The sequence below is a fragment of the Marinobacterium maritimum genome (assembly GCF_039523155.1).
Lineage (GTDB): Bacteria > Pseudomonadota > Gammaproteobacteria > Pseudomonadales > Balneatricaceae > Marinobacterium > Marinobacterium maritimum.
Map to the genome: position 1 here is coordinate 75,528 of NZ_BAAAET010000005.1, position 16,998 is coordinate 92,525.

Genomic DNA, 16,998 nt, shown 5'->3' on the forward strand with positions numbered 1-16,998 from the left:
TTCTCACGTCTTACTGTTGATCAAGTTTAACTGCCGGTCGTGCTGGCGCCCGAGCAGCAGTAGCGCCAGGGCCGCTCCGAACAGCGCCCAGGCCATATCCGACTGAGTATCCCAGACATAGCCCTGAGTGCCCAGAAAAGACTCGGCGGCCTCTTCAGACAACAGCGCCACCCACCACTCAATCAGCTCATAGAAGGCGCTGACCGCCAGGCAGAAGCAAAGAATAAAGAAGTTGCGCCAGGCGACGCCGTTGATCAGCTGTAAGCGGATGATCAGCTCCCGAGCCACCAGTGCCGGCACGAACCCTTGAGCGAAGTGCCCCAGCTTGTCGAAGTTGTTGCGCGTCCCACCGGTCAGTTCCCGCAGGGAATCAAACAGTGGCACCTCGGCATAGGTGTAGTGACCACCGACCATCAGAATGACACAATGGGACAGCAGAAGCAGATAGACCATCGGGGTCAGCGGGAAGCGCCGCCGGGTCAGCGCCAGAATCAGCAACGCCACTATCGCGGGCAGAACCTCCAGCACCCAGATCACACGGTCAGCCGGCTGCCAGGCCGACCAGGCAAATACCAGCAGATACAGAGTCAACCACAACGCCGTCCGCATTGACGACTCCTTCTTTCACACATTGTCATCGCTTCATCTTAGCCTGTCCCCATGGCGGAAACAGTCCCCTTAGGTACCGATTTCAGTGTCTGTAACGAGGCGCACAGGCGGTCACCGTGTATTCAAACGACTGTTGGCAAAACGCTCGCGATACTGGCTCGGAGTCAGCCCCGTCTGCTTCTGAAACATGCGTCGAAACGCGCTGACATCTTCATAGCCCACCTGCCAGGCGATCCGCTCGACGGTGGTTGCCGTGTTTTCCAGCTGCTCCCTCGCCTTGTGCACGCGCTGCTGCTGCAGATATTCCGCCGGCCTCATGCCGGTCGCCTTGTGGAACCGACGGATAAAGGTGCGTTCGGTCAGGTTGGCCAGTGCCGCCATCTGACCAATGCTCAACGACTGCGTATATTCACGATGAATGTGGTGCTGCACCGCCAATATTGGCCGATCATTATGGTTCAGCACAGGGATAAAACTGCGATAGAAACTCTGCTGACGAACGCCCGTATCCACCAATAGAAAGCGCCCCAACGCCTGTACCACCGTCGGCGGCACATAACGTCCGATCAGGTGCAAACCCAGATCCATCCAGGACATCACGCCACCGGCGGTCACCAGATCAGAATCCGCCAGCAGCAGGGCATCGGTATCCAGCTCCACATCGGGGTATTCATAGCGGAAGACGCCCTCCAGTTGCCAATGGGTAGTCGCCTTGCGTCCCTGCAACAACCCCGCCTGAGCCAGCAGAAAGGAGCCGGCACAGGCGGAGCTCACCACTGCTCCCTGCTGATGCCAAGCTGACAGCCGAGCACAGACTTCCTCCTGCGGTTCCAGGTAGGCCTGTCCCTCCAGTACCGGAGGGACGATTACCAGTGAAGGTGAGGCATTGTCATTTTCCAGCGCGGACAACTGCCCTTGCGCCAGCTGCCAGCGTGTTACCTGAAAGCAGAGATCAGGCGCCTGTTGCAGTTCGGACAGGATGCGATTGGCTGTCTGGAACAGGTCGATCAGACCATAGACGGCGGACAACGCAGTCCCGGGAATCACCAGTATGGCGACATGGATGGTTTGAGTCATGTCAGTTTCAGCATTGTTATTGTCAGTTCTGCCACCCGCACAGCCTAACAGGGATCGTTAGGATGAGCGACAACAACCACTCAACAGGAGAGACACATGAGCAAGACCGCCCTGATCATCGTTGACATGCAGAATGACTACTTCCCCGGTGGCAAATGGACCCTTGAAGGCATTGAAGCGGCGGCAGCCAATGCAACTCGCGTCCTGGCCGACTTCCGTGAACGTGGCCTGCCGGTCATTCATGTTCGCCATGAATTCACTTCCATTGAAGCGCCTTTCTTTGTTCCCGGCACTGAGGGCGCCAATATCCATCAAAGTCTGCACCCTGCCAACGGCGAGTTCCAGATACTGAAGCACGAGGTCAACAGCTTCAAGGGCACTGAACTGCAGCAACTGCTGCAACGCGAAGGGATCACCAACCTGGTGATCGTCGGTGCCATGAGCCATATCTGCATCGATGCCATCACCCGCGCCGCCGCTGACCAGGGCTACAGCAATACCCTGGTGCATGATGCCTGCGCTACGCTGGATGTGGAGTTCAACGGCATTCAGGTTCCTGCAGCACAGGTGCACGCTGCCTTCATGGCCGCACTGGCCTTCGCCTATGCCGAAGTGCTGAGCACCGATGAACTGCTGACACGTCAGTGATTCCGAGACCGGCCGGGAGCCATTCATGGCCCCGGCTGGCCTGTTTACTTGCGAGGCAGCCAGCGCTCGAGCGGATAAAGTACCTGTGCCAGGTAGCCGCGCGGCAACCGCACCGTAGTGCCGTATTCCACCGGCCAGTGATCGGCGGGCATGTGGTAACTACCAAACAACCGATCGAAGAGCACCGTATGCGCACCGTAATTGGTATCGATCGCCGGCTTCTCCGAGCCATGGTGCCAGTGGTGGAACTGGGGCGTCACCAACACATACTTCAGTGGCCCAAACGGCAAACGAGTATTGCAGTGGATCAGCACCGCCTGCAGCGCAGCAAAGGTCACGTAGATATTCAATGCCACCGGATCAGCGCCCAGCAGATAAAGCGGAATCATCACCAGCGCCCGCTCCGAGAACACCTGCACAAAATGCCCGCGTGAACCCGCCAGCCAGTCCAGTTCCTCCACCGAATGATGCACGGCATGAATCGCCCACAGCGGTCGTACTTCATGGTACAGCCGATGCTCCCAATAGAGTACGAAGTCGGCACAGAGGATGATCAGCACCACCTGCAGCCAGACAGGCGCCGACTGCACCGCGGCCTGCACCGACTCACTCACGGCCCAGTCAAAGTGGCTGGCATGGTAGTTGGCGTAGATCAGGATCGCCGAGATCATCAGGTGATTGAAGCAGAAATAGATCAGGTCCACGCTCCATTCAGGCCGCAATATCACCTGATTTCGGTATTTGGGCAGCAGTTTTTCCAGGGTCATGAACACCAGTACCGAACCGAGAAAGGCCAGGATCAGCCAGTCCACACCCAACGACAACCGCACCGGCTCTACGGGTCCAACAGGAATGCGGTAACCGCCAAGGGCAAAGGCGACCAGGGTCAGTCCGATACCGGCTGCGCCCAGTCGCTTGAAGCGGTTGAAATAGAAGGTCAGCACGCCAAACAGCAGGGAGAAATACATGCCGTATTTGAGCACCTGCTGCAGCATGACCGCATCATAGGCCTGACGCAGCTCGATAGTGGTCAGATAAGCCGGATAGAGATAGGCGAACACGGCCAGCAGGCTCAATGCGCCCAGAAAGAGCGAGCAGTAACCGCTTATCTTGCCTTCACCCAAGCGAAACTCCCGCTGAGCATTGAGTTCCACCTGACGTTCGCGATAGTGATGTTCGGGTTGCATGGGGGCATGCCTCATCGTTCCATGATTAGATAAGGCCACATGATAATCAGACTTACTCGCAAAACGAAGCGCCACCAGACCTCGTTCAAACCTCCTCGGCAACGGCCTGACGCACTTCCTCGACAGTCGCGACCTCAACTCGACTCCGCCCCATGCGTTTGGCGTTGTAACAGGCGGCATCCGCTTCGGCTATCACCTGCTCAAGGCTGTCGCTCATCGGGCGCAGTTTAGTAACCCCGATACTGGCTCCGACGCGGAAATTCTGTTCTTGGCAAGTAAACCTGTAACGCTGTACAGCTCGGCATATATCGTTGGCAATGCGCACGGCCGAGCCAAGTTCGCAGCCTGCCAAAAGAATAGCGAACTCGTCCCCGCCCATGCGCGCAAACACGTCCTGTTCGCGAATACATCGACGCATGACTTGAGTCACCTCACACAGCAACTCATCTCCGGCCGGATGACCACAGGTATCATTGACCGCCTTGAAATGATCCAGGTCGATAAATAACAGGGCATACTGCCCCCCCTGGCTCGACTGCACATGATCCAATGCGATAGATACCCTGCGTTCAAGCTCCCGGCGATTGAGCAAACCAGTCAAGGCATCGTGCATGGCGTCAAATTCGGCTTTCTGCTTGGCCAACTGCAACTGCTCGGTCTGCTTTCGCTGAACCTCCAGCTCACCTGCCAAATCGATATGGTGGCGCTCCATTGATGCGCGCATATCCGCAAAGGCTCGGGCCAACTCACCAATCTCATCTCCGCGGTGTACCGGCAAGGGCGCATGAAAGCTTCCTTTCACCAGTTTACGCGCGGCAATCAGCATCATTCCAAGAGGGCGCCTGATCATCAGCTCCACTTCGAACCAGACGAACAGCAACAACAGCAACAACAGGATCGCCAATGCCATCAACAGGGAGCTTTCCAGTTCATCGGCCATTGCGTAACTGGCGGTCATGTCCACCGTTACTTTCAAGGTAGCGATCGGCGGCTGTAAAAAACCCACAGGCCCTTCGAGAACCATGATGTCGTAGCTGAAGGAATAATCATCCGGCAGTCCCAGGGGATACAGGCGTCTGCCATCAGGACTATAGAGCTCCACCTGCAACCAGCCGGGCGAGTCATACTGAATCGCATCCAGCAGCTCATAGACGCGGGCAAGATCGCCTTCCAGCAGGTGCGGGATGATCGCTTCGGCCGCCAGTTTCAGGTGTCCCCGATGGGCGTCCTCTTCAACCTGGACGGTCCGTTCACCTACTGCCGGGATCACCTGAATGTGGATATAGCCCATGAAAAAACAGGCCAACACCAGCAACAGCAGGGAAAACTTGGGACGTAGCCCCATGCCTGACACCGGGCCTTTTTGAGTCTTACTCAACGATATAATACTCTTCCAGATTCCAGTCCAGCATTGGGCGATAGTCATCCATGGTCGCCACTGCCGGCTGCCCCATGGGAATCAACGCCATCAAGCGGCTCCCCGCCCTGGTGCCGGCCAGCTTCAACCACGCCTGGCGAAAAGCTTCACGATCTTCCTCCGGCACTCTTGGATGAACCGACAGGGGGTGAGGCTTCATGCCACGGGTTTCATAGATCACGCGCAGCCGCTCACGCACTTCAGGCGGCTGCTGTTTCAACGTACTGAGCACACCACCGCCCGCCGCCGCCTGCCCAAGCGCCACATTCAGATAAACGGAGCTGTGGGTCTGCACATAGCGTGGGAAATACTCCAGCTGAAACAGCGACATGAGGTCAGCACGCATCAGCAGGGAAGCCCCCAGCGCATTGGGTGCAGGGAACGCCAGAATCTGTTTATCGAGATCCGCTACCGTCTGATACGGACTGTCCTTATTGACTACCAGAATCCCCTTGAGCTGTCGGGAGCCATCCCGAATCAGCGGCACATACCCCTGCGTCTGGTGCGCCTTGAGCAGGTGATAGGGATTCATATAGGCGAAGTCATATTGACCAGCCAAATACTTCTTCTCGAACATCGGAATTTTCGGGCTGCCGACCAGCTGCAGCTTGAAGTCCAGTTCGTGCTCCAGTGCCGTGAGAATCGGCTGCCAGATATCAAACAGCTTGCGCTGCTCAAATTGCGGGACCACCCCAATGGTGTACACCTTCTGCCCGTCTTCATACTGAGCACTGACAGGTAATGCGATCAGGGACATGAGGAGAATCAGGATGTACTTCATATGCTCTGCTTCTCAATGCTGAAAGGACAATCTGCCTGTCCGGATGCCAGGCCCCGGCAAACATGTATCTGTTTTGTATACATATTGTGACAAACCCCTACCTGCAACAACAAGCCAACCATTTGGCTTTTGCCGGTTCTTTTGATCTGTATGCATAATGGCAACGGTTCCAAGAGTCGAACCCAGCGCAACAAGCGGTCAATGGCTGTATAACTGCTAAAGCTGTAACGGCAATGCCTGCTCCAGTTCAATGCAGTCGGGAGACACCCGTGCACGCCAGGCCAGCACCTCGACACCCTTGCTCCGGGCTTCGCGCAGCAGCTCACCATAGCGGGCATCGATCTCGTCCGCCGGACGTGCGACCAGTGCACCGGTATGCTGAACACAGAAAAACAGCACAGCGCGGCGCCCTTCGGTCACGACCTGCATCAGCGTTTGCAGGTGCTTTTGGCCGCGCTCGGTTACGGAATCAGGAAAGGCGATAATGCCGTCATCCTCGTCATCCGGCCCGGGTCCCAGAGTGACGTTTTTCACCTCGATATAGGTTTGCGGCTCTGCCCTCGTCCCCAATGCCAGATCAAAACGGCTGTCGCCGTATTTAATTTCGCGCTCTACCCCCGTTTCAGGTGACAGTTCGGGAATCAGACCGGCACGGATCGCCTCTTCCACCAGTGCATTGGTACGACCGGTATTGACCCCCGCCCAATGCCCATGCGCGACCTGCACGGCCTCCAGCGTATGCCGATATTTGCGCTTGGGGTTACCGCTGTCCGAGATCAGCGCCTGCTGAGGCACGCCGGGCAGCACACAGTTCTTCATGGAGCCGGTATTGGGACAATGAACAGTTATCTCACTGCCATCGGCACGACGTACATCGGCCAGAAAACGCTTGTAACGGCGCAGCAGGGTAACGCGTTCGAGAGGGGGATTGAATGTCATCATGCATCCTGATCAGCGGATCGGAATACTCTTCCGAAGGATTTACGTTGCCAGTCCCACCTGGCCAACGACAGGCACTAAAGGATACAGGATTCCTCAATATTCTTCTGACAATCAATCAGATAGCAGACAGGTATTGATTACTCGAATGACACCAGTCCTGACCAAAGAAACAGCTGGCCATGCTTAGGTCAGTTCTTCGGTTTATTGGCGTTCAAACATCGGTCACTCTGCGACAGCCGGTCTCGCCATAGGCCTGTGCAGAAGGGGACTGGCAGCCAACGATCGCTGGCGCCTCGTGGATAAGCTGGTCGTTGCCCAGTGCTTCAACCATGAACCGGGCAAAGTCCACCCGGCGCGTGAGATTACTTTCGAGTACAGGGTCGCCCACATGCCGGCTCCACAAGGGCAACCCCTGACTCGGCCCCTCTTCGAGATCACTGCCCCGCACAACGGTCCAACGGGTGTCACTGGCAAAGATACGGCGGCAGGCTTCAACCTGATCATCAAGGTCCGCAAAACGCACAACACGCGCCAGCCAGCCAAACAGCGCCAGCAACAGCTTGAACCTGCGCGAATAACGGTCCTTGCCGTCACGTGTAATGTGCCAGCCGCAGGAAAAGATCAACCTCGCGTCTGCCGGTGCGAAATCCAGTACGGCCTGCGCCGTTCCTGTCGCATACTGCTGCACACCCCAGGGCACCAGTACCGTCAGCACACCTTCACATCCCGAAACCACCTGCCTGATCACATCAGGATCATTGGTCGCTCCCGGCATGAGGGTTATGCGGTCCTTGAAGTCATCAAGCTTGCCGACGCTTTGCTGCCGACAAACAGCCACGACCTCATATCCCCGGTCAAGCGCCTGCTGCACCATGTACCGACCCAGCTTTCCCGACGCCCCGATGATGCAGATCTTCATAAGCTATAACCACCTCGGTTAGTATTGCCCTGCGTGTATCAAGCCCTTCAACATAAGGACTCTTCGGCTGTACCAACAAAAGCCCTTCCTGCTTACAGGTAACACGGCAGCTCCGCTATGGAATCCAGCACCGCATCAGGCAGAATCTCGGACGTAGCCAGTTGTTCCTGACGAAACTTGCCGGTTCGCACCAGAGCTCCTTTCATGCCGCAGCGTTGTGCCCCCGCCACATCCGACTCTATATCATCGCCGATCATCAGGATGTTTTCGGCCGGGCACTGCAACGCCTCAATTCCGGCCTGAAAGAATGCCGCCGAGGGTTTGCCGATCACCCGGGCTTCACCGCCGGTCACGTACTCGATGCCGGCTACAAAAGCGCCGATATCGACCCTCAATCCTTCATCGGTTTGCCAAAACTTGCCCTTGTGCAGCGCCACCAGCTGGGCCCCGGCCATCACCATTTGAGCGATGTGATTGACCAGATCATAGTCCCAGTCCTTGCCTATATCGCCGATCACGACCGCATCTGGCGCAGTCTCAACGCAGGCGAATTCCTGGAACTCGTCGCGAATGGCCTCCGATACAGCCAAAAAGCAAGAGTGCAGCTGCTGTTGGCGTAGATAAGCAGCTGCAGCAGCAGGCGTGCTCAGAATGTCACCCGGCTCAGCAGGAAAACCCAATGCTTTCATTTTGCGCGACAGGTCATCCCGGGACTGGGTAGTGGTATTGGTAACAAAGCGATGGGGGATCTGATGCTCACTGAGCCAGTCGATGGTATCAACCGCCCCTTCGATCACCTGCTCCCCGACATAGAGAACCCCCTCAAGGTCGATCAACACACCGCGAATGCCTTCAAATACCTTCATCCCGGCCACTCCCCCCTGTTTGCCCATGGCTTCCAGTATAGAAGGGCTCAGGCGCTGCAGCGGGTTAGCACTTCAGTCCTGGCTATCAACTCAGCCAGCCCTGTTGCCTCATCCATTGAGCCAACAGGCTTCCCTTTTCCTCGCCAAGACTGCCAGCAAGCACGTCAGCTGGAGCACGCTCTGACTGAGCACGCACCGCCTCCAGCAGGGGCGCCAGCGGCAGTCCGTTCAAGTGCCAGATGCCCAGCGGCTGGTCCGGTGTAACCACCACATGGGCCTCGGTGATAAAACCATCCTGCACCACCGGGCGCCTGGCGGTGCTGACCTGATCCGGCGTCACCTCAAGATGCAATGGCTGACTGTCCGGCCACTGACTGCGCGCCTGCCAGAAGGGGCGTTGCGGCCATTGCGACTCCTGAGCGTAGAAGTCACGACCGATACGGGCAAAACGGTAGAACAGTCCTTCGATTCGCGCTTCGTGGAAGGCTTTCGCCAGCACGGCACGCTCGGGGTGGCGAATCAGGGTGTTAACCACGGCCGGGGCCTGCAGCGCCGAGGACAGTGCCTGGAAGATCCCATTACCGGATAGCGGATCTACCGCCATGGCGGCATCGCCGATCCTGATCCAATTGTCACCGGCACTGTGTTCGCACAACACCGGTGTGCTGGTGCGGGCATAGACCTCCCCTGCCGGCTCGGCGCCCTCGATAAATGGCTGTGCCTGCTCCAGCTGTTCCAGCCGTGCCCGACACCAGTCGCCCAGCTCGCTTTTGGGTGGCAGATCGGCACTGGCCACATCCAGCGTCAACTGCAGGTAACGACGACCATCGCCGCGCAACGCCATCCAGGCCCAGCCATCCTCGAAGCTCTGCACCGCCGAGCGCGGTTCGGCGGCCGGCCCCTGCCAGTACTGCAGCAGTGACACCGTCTGTGCCCCCTTGACCCGAGGCACACCAGCCGCCGGCGCGGCACGGCCACGGGCTTCTACCAGAAAACCTGCGAGGATCTGCTGCTCGCCCCCCTCGGACAGGGCGACCTCAGCCCTATACCCCGGGCCTTCGGCCTGGCAACCTTTGACCCTGCCCTGCACCACCTGCACCCCTTGCTGCGCCAGGTCGAGCAGCAACGCCTGGTCGAAGCGTTGTCGCGGTACCAGCCGTTCGGTGTTGGCGGCACTGGTCAGACCATTCCAGGTCACTTGACGTGGCGAAGGGGCGGCCATTTCATTCAGCGCGATATTAAACCCGGCCCCTTTCATGCCCTGAATGACGCGATCGGAAATGCCCTCAACCGCATCAAAGGGGCGTGGCTCACCAACCAGGGTAACGCTGTAGCCCATACGGCGCAGCCCGATTGCCACGGCACCACCGGCCGGACCGCCCCCCAGCACCAGAATATCCGATTCAAGCATCTTGGGCTCCTTTGTGTTCAGGACTTCTGAGATCTGCGCTTCTGCGTTCCGGCCCCTGGTAACTGGATGCAGCGATCAACCACTGGCGGGCATCGCTCAGGCCGGGCTCGTGAGCCTGCTGCAGATATCGCGCCAGATGGCCGCTGAGATGAGCGCATCCCAGGCTGGCACCGGACTGGCCCGGACTGTCATCCAGCGGCCGCACACAGGCACCAAAATCGGCAAACTCGGTTTCAAGGTAAGAGATCTGGTCACGTTCACAACGTGCATCACCGGTCATGCGAAAGACACCGGGGTACCCCGAGGGATACACCGGCTCGCCGCGGGCCGGGCTGGCTGCACAGAGGATCACTCCCTGTTTCAGCGCCCGCTGACAGGCTTCACGCAAGGAATCCCGGTCCTGCCGCAACCCCAGGCTCAGGTTGATCACCTGTGCGCCCTGCTCCACCAGCCAGTCGATCGCCGCCGCCACCTGAGCGGCCGTGGTTGTAAAACGATCATGGAACACCTGAGCTGACAGCACCTCAGCCTCTGGCGCCAGATACTGGATGATATCGATAATGCGAGTGCCATGTCCGAGCTGATCCGGCTCGGCCTCGGCCAACCAGAGCTGGTTATCCGCCAGCACAAAGGCGGCGCTGTCCTTCACCGACTGCACGGGGGAAAACCCCGAGTCCACCACGCCGATTCGAATGGGTTCAGCTGGCATCCGCCACCTCCTTCACGTCGCTCAGCTGGCCGTTCTGCAACAACAGGCGCTGATCAGCTCCGGCCAGCGTCGACGGCCGATGACTGATCAAAATACGGGTGCGATTGGCAAAGAGCCGGTCCACCGCCGCGATCACCTGCTGTTCGGTGGCTTCGTCCACCGCCGAGGTCGCTTCATCCAGCACCAGCACGGCCGGTTGCTGCAACAGGGCTCGTGCGATGGCGATGCGCTGTTTCTGACCACCGGAGAGCTGCTGACCACGCTCGCCCAGCGGCGTATCCAGCCCCTGCGGCAAGCGCTGAATCAGCTCGTCCAGCTGGGCTTCATGCGCCGCTTCGCGGACCTGCTCATCACTGGCCGTTGGACAGGCGTAACGCAGGTTGTCGGCCAGGGAACCCCTGAACAGGGTGATCTCCTGGGATACCACCGCAATACTGCGACGCAGATCGGCCAGGCCCAATTGACGAATATCGACGCCATCGAGCAGCACCCGCCCCTCACTGGGGTCATAATGGCGCTGCAGCAGGTCGATCAGGGTCGACTTGCCGGCCCCCGAGGCACCCGCCAGCGCGATTTTCTTGCCTGCCAGCAGTTCAGCACTGACCGTGTTCAGTACCGGATCACGACCGGTATAGGCAAAGCTGACGCCCTCCAGACGGATCTCGCCCTTCAGTGGCGTAGGCAATGTCTTGGGTTCAGCCGGAGAGTCGATGTCGGCATCGGTCAGGCGCAGCTCGCTGACCCGGTTCAGGCTGACGCTCATGCGCTGAATCGCCACATAAAGTCCCAGCAGGCTGTTCACCGGCCCGGTCGCCATGCCCAGATAGGTGGAAAAAGCAATCAGCGAACCCAGCTGCCACTGTCCCTGAATCACCCACCAGCCACCAATCAGGAAGGCGGCGGCGCGCGTGATGGAGGTCAGAGTGCCGGGAATCGCATGGGTAAAGAATTCGGTGACCTGCAGCTGCAGCAGCTTGTCCAGGTAACTGTCATTGAGGCCACCCAGTCGGGTGCGTTCACGATTCTCCTGACCACTGGACTGGATGAACTTCATCGCCGGCAGGGTTTCCACCAGGAAGCTGGACAGGTCAGCCGAACGTTCGCGCATCTCACGGGTGCGCACCTCCACCTTGCGCCGCATCCAGCGCAGCCAGATCACCTCCAGCGGAATCAGCACCAGCACCAGTAGCGACAACTGCCAGGACAGCGCCACCAGCAGCACCAACGCGCCGACCAGTCCGATAATGCTGCTCACTGCCGAAAACAGGCTGTCCACGGCGAAGCGCTGGATCGCCGCCACGTCACCATCGATTCGAGACAGCAGGTCACCAATGCGGCGCTGGCCAAAAAAAACCGGGGACAGCCGTTGCAGGTGCGCGTATAGATCGGTGCGCAAGGCAAACAGAATGCGACCAGACAGGCGGGTATGCAGGTAGCGATTGACCCCGGACAGGGCCGTGCTGAAGATACCGACCAGAATCATGGCGATCGCCAGCTGTACCAGTACGCTGTAGTCCCTGGCAATCAGGCCATCATCGATCAGCATTTTGGTCAGCCAGGGCTGCAGCAGCACAAATGCCGAGCCGATGAATGACAGCCCCAGCAAGCCGGCAATGGCTCGACGCTGAGGCTTGACGAAGCTGTACAACCAGCGAAACCCCTGCTCCAGACGGCTTCGGTCCGGGGCATGGATCGCGCGTACCAGCCAGTTCAGCATATTCTGTTCCTTCTTGTTATTCCGTACCGCAGCCGCGGTGTTCGCATGAACCTGCCATAAAACAAAAACGGGAGGGCCGTTGCCGGCACCTCCCGTTGACTATACCTGATTTGAAGGTCGCGTCAGGTATCAGTCCTTGATGGTGGCCACACGCAGGTCAGAGGTCGACATGTCGCCCGTCAGCTGGATGGAGCCGATCTTCTCCAGCGTATCGCTGTCATGGACCGAGATATCGCTGCTGGTACCGCCGACATAGAGGGTCTTGCCGTCACCTGAAATGTTCAGGTCATAGTAGGTGTGTTCCATTTCACGGACCGCAAGCGTCTTGTTCTGACTGATATCGTGCTTGGACAGGGTATTGAAGCTGCCGTACAGGATATTGGAGTCACGCGGATCGGTGATGAAGTTGAAGATGATGAACTCGAACGGAATCGTCTCCATACGTTCCGCCTTGCCGGTCTTCAGGTCCACACGGCTCATGCCCCACCACCATTCGGCGGTTTCGAAGTTCCACTCTTCTGAATCGAACTTGGCGGTTACGTACGGCATGATGTATTCATCAGCCTGTTCCCCCTGGGAGTGCATGGCAAAGGCATCAGGCGGCAACCAGAGCGGGCCTTTTTCCCAGTTGGCCAGCTTGGTGACGATACGGATTTCGCCGGTCTTCGGGTTGATCGCTTTCAGGTCGGCACCACCGAGAATGATTTCATTCTGAGCAGTAGTCGCGATCTTGGTGATACGGCGATCCACCGGGAAGGTGCGCACGACCTTGGCATTCATGCCATCGGCAATGTTGAATACCGCCAGGCGCGGCTGTTCCACTTCGAAGCGATCACGCAGTTTCTTGACCGGGTTCTGTACCGTGTACAGCTCGGTGCCGTCAGCACTGACCGTGATCGACTGCATGGAAATCACCTGCTCGGTCGGCGAAGACTGCTCAGCCTTGAAGGTGATGTCGCAGTTACGGATATCAAAACCATACACGTCCTTGGTGCCGTTGCTGAGCACATAGGCATGGGTGTTATCCGGCGACAGCGCGATGGAACCGGTACCGAAAGGCCCCGGAATATCACAGGTACGCGCGATCTTGTTGGTGCTCATATCGATCACGTGCAGCTGATTGGGACGGGTCACGGTCAGCAGGTATTCCTGATCGGCCATGGCCGCAGGCGCAACCGCTGATAGAGCGCTACCCAGCGCCAGGGAGCCGACGAGTCCGGCTGGTTTAAACAGCTTGTTCAGTTTCATTACCAGACTCCTGTTACTCTGCATCCTCGAAAATACCGTCCAGCTTGCGCCAGTCCTTGTCGGCCTTCGCCACATCCTTACCCCATTCCGGGTAAGTATGCATGGTGTCCGGCACCTGAGCCGGCCACCAGCAGGCATCGGCACAGCCGTAGAGATCAGATTCCATCGGCTGGCAGAGTGAGCCCAGACCGCCGAAGGGGTCCAGCTCCCAGCCCGGGTCAGTCGTGGCAGTACAGCCAACCACGGTCTGCATGGCGACCACGTCTTCAACTTCTTCCGGGCTGATCGCTTTGTTGATCAGCTGTGCTTTCTTGTTCAGAGACTTCAGATGTTTCATATCAGGCACTCCTCCTGGGAGAGACGTATGCTTCGAAGAACCCCGGGTTCTCGAGCATGATCCGCGAATACACTTCCACACCGAAATCGACCCAGTCTCGCATCAGGTCACAGTAGTGGTAGGAAGGATGCGTCGGATCTCCATATTTGGCGTAACTTTCGTGGTAGCAACCACCCGAACAGAGGTTACGGATACGGCAGGTTTCACAGCCTGTATTGCTGCGGTCCAGACGCTTTTCGACAAACTGGCCCAGACTGGCCTTGTCGATGCCGGTTTCCACATCACCGAAGGTGGGCAGGTCCGAGCCGGTGAAACGGTGGCAGAGGTTGAGCCCGCCATCCTTGTCTACCGCCAGCAGACCGATCCCGGCACCGCAGGGCACCAGTTTCTTGTTGCCCTCGTACATATCGGTGATCAGCTGGTGCATGTTGCCGTAGCCGAAGTTTTCATTGCGCAGCGCGGCTTCCAGATAACGCTTGCCAAGACGCTTCATCCCCGCGAACACTTCAACCAGCTCTTCACCAGTCAAGTTGAACTCGGCAATGTCACCGGAGGTCACCGGACCGAAACCGACCTCGAAGAAGCCCAGCTCGCCGTAGAGGTGATCGAAGATCGCCTCTACATCGGTGATACCGCGGGTCAAGGTAACGCGACAGCCTACTGGACGGGCCGTATAGCGCTTGAGCAGCATGTCCACCTTGCGCTTGACCACATCGTAGGTACCCTGACCGCCAACAGTGATACGGTTCTTGTCGTGCATCGCCTTGGGTCCATCCATGGAGATGGTCAAACCGAAACGATGCGCATTGAACCAGTCCACCAGCTCTTCATTGAGCAGGGTAGCGTTGGTGGTCATGGTGAAGTCCACCGTGGCATCCAGCTCGGCAAAACGCTGCTCGCAATACGCCACTACCTCACGGATAAGCGGCATGTTGGAAAGCGGTTCGCCGCCGAAAAACACCACGTTGTAGGCGGGCTGATTCGGCGACTCTTTCAGCAGCATTTCGACCGACTTGATCGCCGTGTCATAGGCCATCTTCTCGCCCTTGGACGGAGTGGTCAGATCCTCCTTGTAGCAGTAGGTGCAGCTGAGGTTACAGCCGGTATTCACGTTCAACACCACGGTATTGAGCGGAAACTTGTCCACCTTCTGCGGATCGGGATTGATCCGGGCCACGGCTCCGGCCTCGGAGATCACCTCCAGAGTGCGCAGCTCGTCCAGCACTTCGTTGACCGCGTCCTGCGAATAGCGCGCCCGGAGTTCGGCCAGGTGATCAGGCTCTACCTGTTCGTGGCGGTCGAACACCTGCAGCAGCTCGCGACCCAGCTCATCAAGCTCGAAGATACTACTGCTGGGGATGTGAAACAGCATCTGCCGGGCATCGACATCAACCCGGTGCAGATTCGGTTTCACTAGCGTCATGGCGCCCATATTCACCTCTTTTTTGTTCTGTTGGGTGGCTACTTGTTGGGGGTGTCTACAGGCTTAATCCAGTACGCGGCGAACGAAGTCCTGTACCGCTACCAGCATGCTGCCCTCACCCTCGACCTTGGTGTTGCCGTCGGCAACAGTGGCCACCACGGTCAGACGGCCGACGTTGTTGGCCGACATCTTGCGTTCAGGGTTGGGACCGGCATCACCCGGGGTGAAGATACCCGCGGCATTGATGCTGCCCGCGTACTGCTCATCCTTGTCGTGAGCCGCCACTTCGTCAGCCGGCTTGATGCTCCAGCTGGCCGGCATGTAGCCCAGGCGCAGGTCGTCTTCGGTACCCGGCTTGCCATCGGCACCGGCGCTGTAACCCACGGCACGGTAGTTGGCACGTACCTTGGCCATGGCGCTGCCAGCGCCACCATTACGGGTGACCGCATTGGCCGGAGTAACATCGACACGAGCCAGTTCGCTGTAGACCACCAGGCTTGCCTTGGCAGACTCGCCAACGGCCACTGAACGCAGGCCTTCAGCACCGGTCGCCTTGGCGATAACAGTGATACGATCGGCGCCACGGGACAGGACCTTCTCAACCACAACACCTTCACCCAGGTCGATGTCGCCTTGCAGATTCTGGCCGATCAGCGTCAGCTCGGCACTCTGGCCAGCGCGCAGGTAAGCCGGCTGGATCGCAACCAGCTGAGCCTTGCCCTGATCACGCACGGCATTCAGTTCGCCACCGATTTCACGCTCGGCAGCCAGGAACATGCGACCTTCCAGCGTGTTGCCCTTCTTGTCAGCCGCCATCACCTGACGCATTTTCACGCCATCGATGGTCAGGCTGGCACGCCATTCGTAACCGGTATAAACAGTAGCCTTGCCCTCACCCTGCAGCGCAGAACCGTCGGAATACTGACCTTCCAGGCTAACAGCGTAATGACCTTCAGACGTCTTGGCGGCACTCATCCAGGCATCGAATTCACCCTTGCCCGGGATGAAACCGGTGACGCGCCAGCGACCCATCAGGTCACTCTTGGCCGCTTTCTGCCAGTTGTTCCATTCCTGGGTGATCAACGGGAAGCGCTTGCCGAGTTCGGCCGCTGTATCGTTATGAGCGATCTGGTACCACTGGCGATCACGTGCCAGTGAATGGAATTCGGTGGTCGGGAACTGGCCCATGTGGAAGTTGACCAGGTATTTCCACTCTTCCTCGGTACGGCGCTGCAGGGCAAAGCGCGCTTCGGAGTGACAGCGACCACAGGTTTCCGCCAGCCCCTGATTGATGCTGTTCTCGACCGTATTGGTATCCTGCTCCAGGAGGTAGCGGTAACCGGCAGCTTCCTCGGGCGCCAGCCCCTGGGTGTCAGCCAGATACTTGACCAGCGCTCGCTTCTCCTCGACCGGCAGCTGGAGGCCACGCAAGTGAGTCATGCGATTGATGGTCATCAGCCAGCCTTCAGGGGTTTTGCGCTGTTCGCTGATGCGCGAGAAGCTCGGTGCCTCTGCCGTGCCGCTTTCGGTATGACAGGCCAGGCAGCGATCCCGGATGATCTGTTGTGCGTCCTGAGCCAGCGCCGGTGTTCCGGCCAGTCCTGCCAGGACCAGCACGCCGGTGCCAAGCGCTGCACGCTTCGAATTATTATTACTCAATGCCATCACTCCCTCACTGATGAGATGGATCTTGTTGTTCGCCAGAGC

At 58.4% G+C, this 16,998-nt stretch carries 16 protein-coding genes; 1 reads left to right on the forward strand and 15 read right to left on the reverse strand.

Going from position 1 to position 16,998, the window contains the following annotated elements; translation table 11 throughout:
* Window positions 1–3: 3 nt before the first annotated feature.
* The gene (locus ABD013_RS16000) at window positions 4–609 is read right to left on the reverse strand and encodes a DUF2238 domain-containing protein (RefSeq protein WP_343808221.1); all 606 of its coding nucleotides are present in this window, start codon (window positions 607–609) and stop codon (window positions 4–6) included.
* Window positions 610–720: 111 nt separating this feature from the next.
* Window positions 721–1,686, reverse strand: a complete 966-nt coding sequence (locus tag ABD013_RS16005) for a GlxA family transcriptional regulator (protein WP_343808225.1) — start codon at window positions 1,684–1,686, stop codon at window positions 721–723.
* 96 nt (window positions 1,687–1,782) lie between these two features.
* Here ABD013_RS16005 and ABD013_RS16010 point away from each other — a divergent pair, with 96 nt between their 5' ends.
* A complete protein-coding gene (locus ABD013_RS16010; RefSeq protein WP_343808228.1) occupies window positions 1,783–2,334 on the forward strand; it encodes a cysteine hydrolase family protein in 552 nt (183 codons plus the stop codon).
* Between the two features lie 44 nt (window positions 2,335–2,378).
* Here ABD013_RS16010 and ABD013_RS16015 read toward each other — a convergent pair whose 3' ends face one another.
* The 13 genes from ABD013_RS16015 to peaA all read right to left on the reverse strand — a co-directional run bounded on the left by ABD013_RS16015 (window position 2,379) and on the right by peaA (window position 16,956).
* Entirely contained in the window at window positions 2,379–3,521 is a 1,143-nt protein-coding gene (locus ABD013_RS16015) for a sterol desaturase family protein (protein ID WP_343808231.1), read from the reverse strand.
* Between the two features lie 85 nt (window positions 3,522–3,606).
* Window positions 3,607–4,899, reverse strand: coding sequence for a GGDEF domain-containing protein (locus ABD013_RS16020; protein ID WP_343808233.1), 1,293 nt, complete (start codon window positions 4,897–4,899; stop codon window positions 3,607–3,609).
* Window positions 4,892–5,695: a phosphate/phosphite/phosphonate ABC transporter substrate-binding protein gene (locus ABD013_RS16025; RefSeq protein WP_343808236.1), complete on the reverse strand. Its 804-nt coding sequence runs from the start codon at window positions 5,693–5,695 to the stop codon at window positions 4,892–4,894. Before ABD013_RS16025 ends, ABD013_RS16020 begins: the two co-directional genes overlap by 8 nt.
* A gap of 240 nt (window positions 5,696–5,935) precedes the next feature.
* Window positions 5,936–6,658 (reverse strand): DNA/RNA nuclease SfsA, encoded by a 723-nt coding sequence (gene sfsA / locus ABD013_RS16030; RefSeq protein ID WP_343808239.1) that lies wholly within the window; start codon window positions 6,656–6,658, stop codon window positions 5,936–5,938.
* Window positions 6,659–6,872: 214 nt separating this feature from the next.
* Complete coding sequence (locus ABD013_RS16035; RefSeq protein ID WP_343808242.1) at window positions 6,873–7,580, reverse strand: NAD(P)-dependent oxidoreductase; 708 nt, start codon at window positions 7,578–7,580, stop codon at window positions 6,873–6,875.
* A 92-nt stretch (window positions 7,581–7,672) separates the two neighbouring features.
* Complete coding sequence (locus ABD013_RS16040; RefSeq protein WP_343808245.1) at window positions 7,673–8,446, reverse strand: TIGR01458 family HAD-type hydrolase; 774 nt, start codon at window positions 8,444–8,446, stop codon at window positions 7,673–7,675.
* 85 nt (window positions 8,447–8,531) lie between these two features.
* Entirely contained in the window at window positions 8,532–9,857 is a 1,326-nt protein-coding gene (gene qhpG, locus ABD013_RS16045) for a flavin-dependent monooxygenase QhpG (RefSeq protein WP_343808248.1), read from the reverse strand.
* Window positions 9,850–10,566, reverse strand: coding sequence for a subtilisin-like serine protease QhpE (qhpE, locus tag ABD013_RS16050; protein WP_343808251.1), 717 nt, complete (start codon window positions 10,564–10,566; stop codon window positions 9,850–9,852). The genes qhpG and qhpE overlap by 8 nt, the downstream gene beginning before the upstream one ends.
* The gene (locus ABD013_RS16055) at window positions 10,556–12,283 is read right to left on the reverse strand and encodes an ABC transporter ATP-binding protein (RefSeq protein WP_343808254.1); all 1,728 of its coding nucleotides are present in this window, start codon (window positions 12,281–12,283) and stop codon (window positions 10,556–10,558) included. Before ABD013_RS16055 ends, qhpE begins: the two co-directional genes overlap by 11 nt.
* Window positions 12,284–12,412: 129 nt before the next feature.
* The gene (peaD, locus tag ABD013_RS16060; protein ID WP_343808257.1) at window positions 12,413–13,531 is read right to left on the reverse strand and encodes a quinohemoprotein amine dehydrogenase subunit beta; all 1,119 of its coding nucleotides are present in this window, start codon (window positions 13,529–13,531) and stop codon (window positions 12,413–12,415) included.
* Between the two features lie 13 nt (window positions 13,532–13,544).
* The gene (gene qhpC, locus ABD013_RS16065) at window positions 13,545–13,868 is read right to left on the reverse strand and encodes a quinohemoprotein amine dehydrogenase subunit gamma (protein ID WP_343808260.1); all 324 of its coding nucleotides are present in this window, start codon (window positions 13,866–13,868) and stop codon (window positions 13,545–13,547) included.
* Window position 13,869: 1 nt separating this feature from the next.
* Window positions 13,870–15,300: a quinohemoprotein amine dehydrogenase maturation protein gene (gene peaB, locus ABD013_RS16070; RefSeq protein WP_425543418.1), complete on the reverse strand. Its 1,431-nt coding sequence runs from the start codon at window positions 15,298–15,300 to the stop codon at window positions 13,870–13,872.
* Between the two features lie 54 nt (window positions 15,301–15,354).
* Window positions 15,355–16,956, reverse strand: a complete 1,602-nt coding sequence (gene peaA / locus ABD013_RS16075; RefSeq protein WP_343808265.1) for a quinohemoprotein amine dehydrogenase subunit alpha — start codon at window positions 16,954–16,956, stop codon at window positions 15,355–15,357.
* Between the last annotated feature and the right edge of the window lie 42 nt (window positions 16,957–16,998).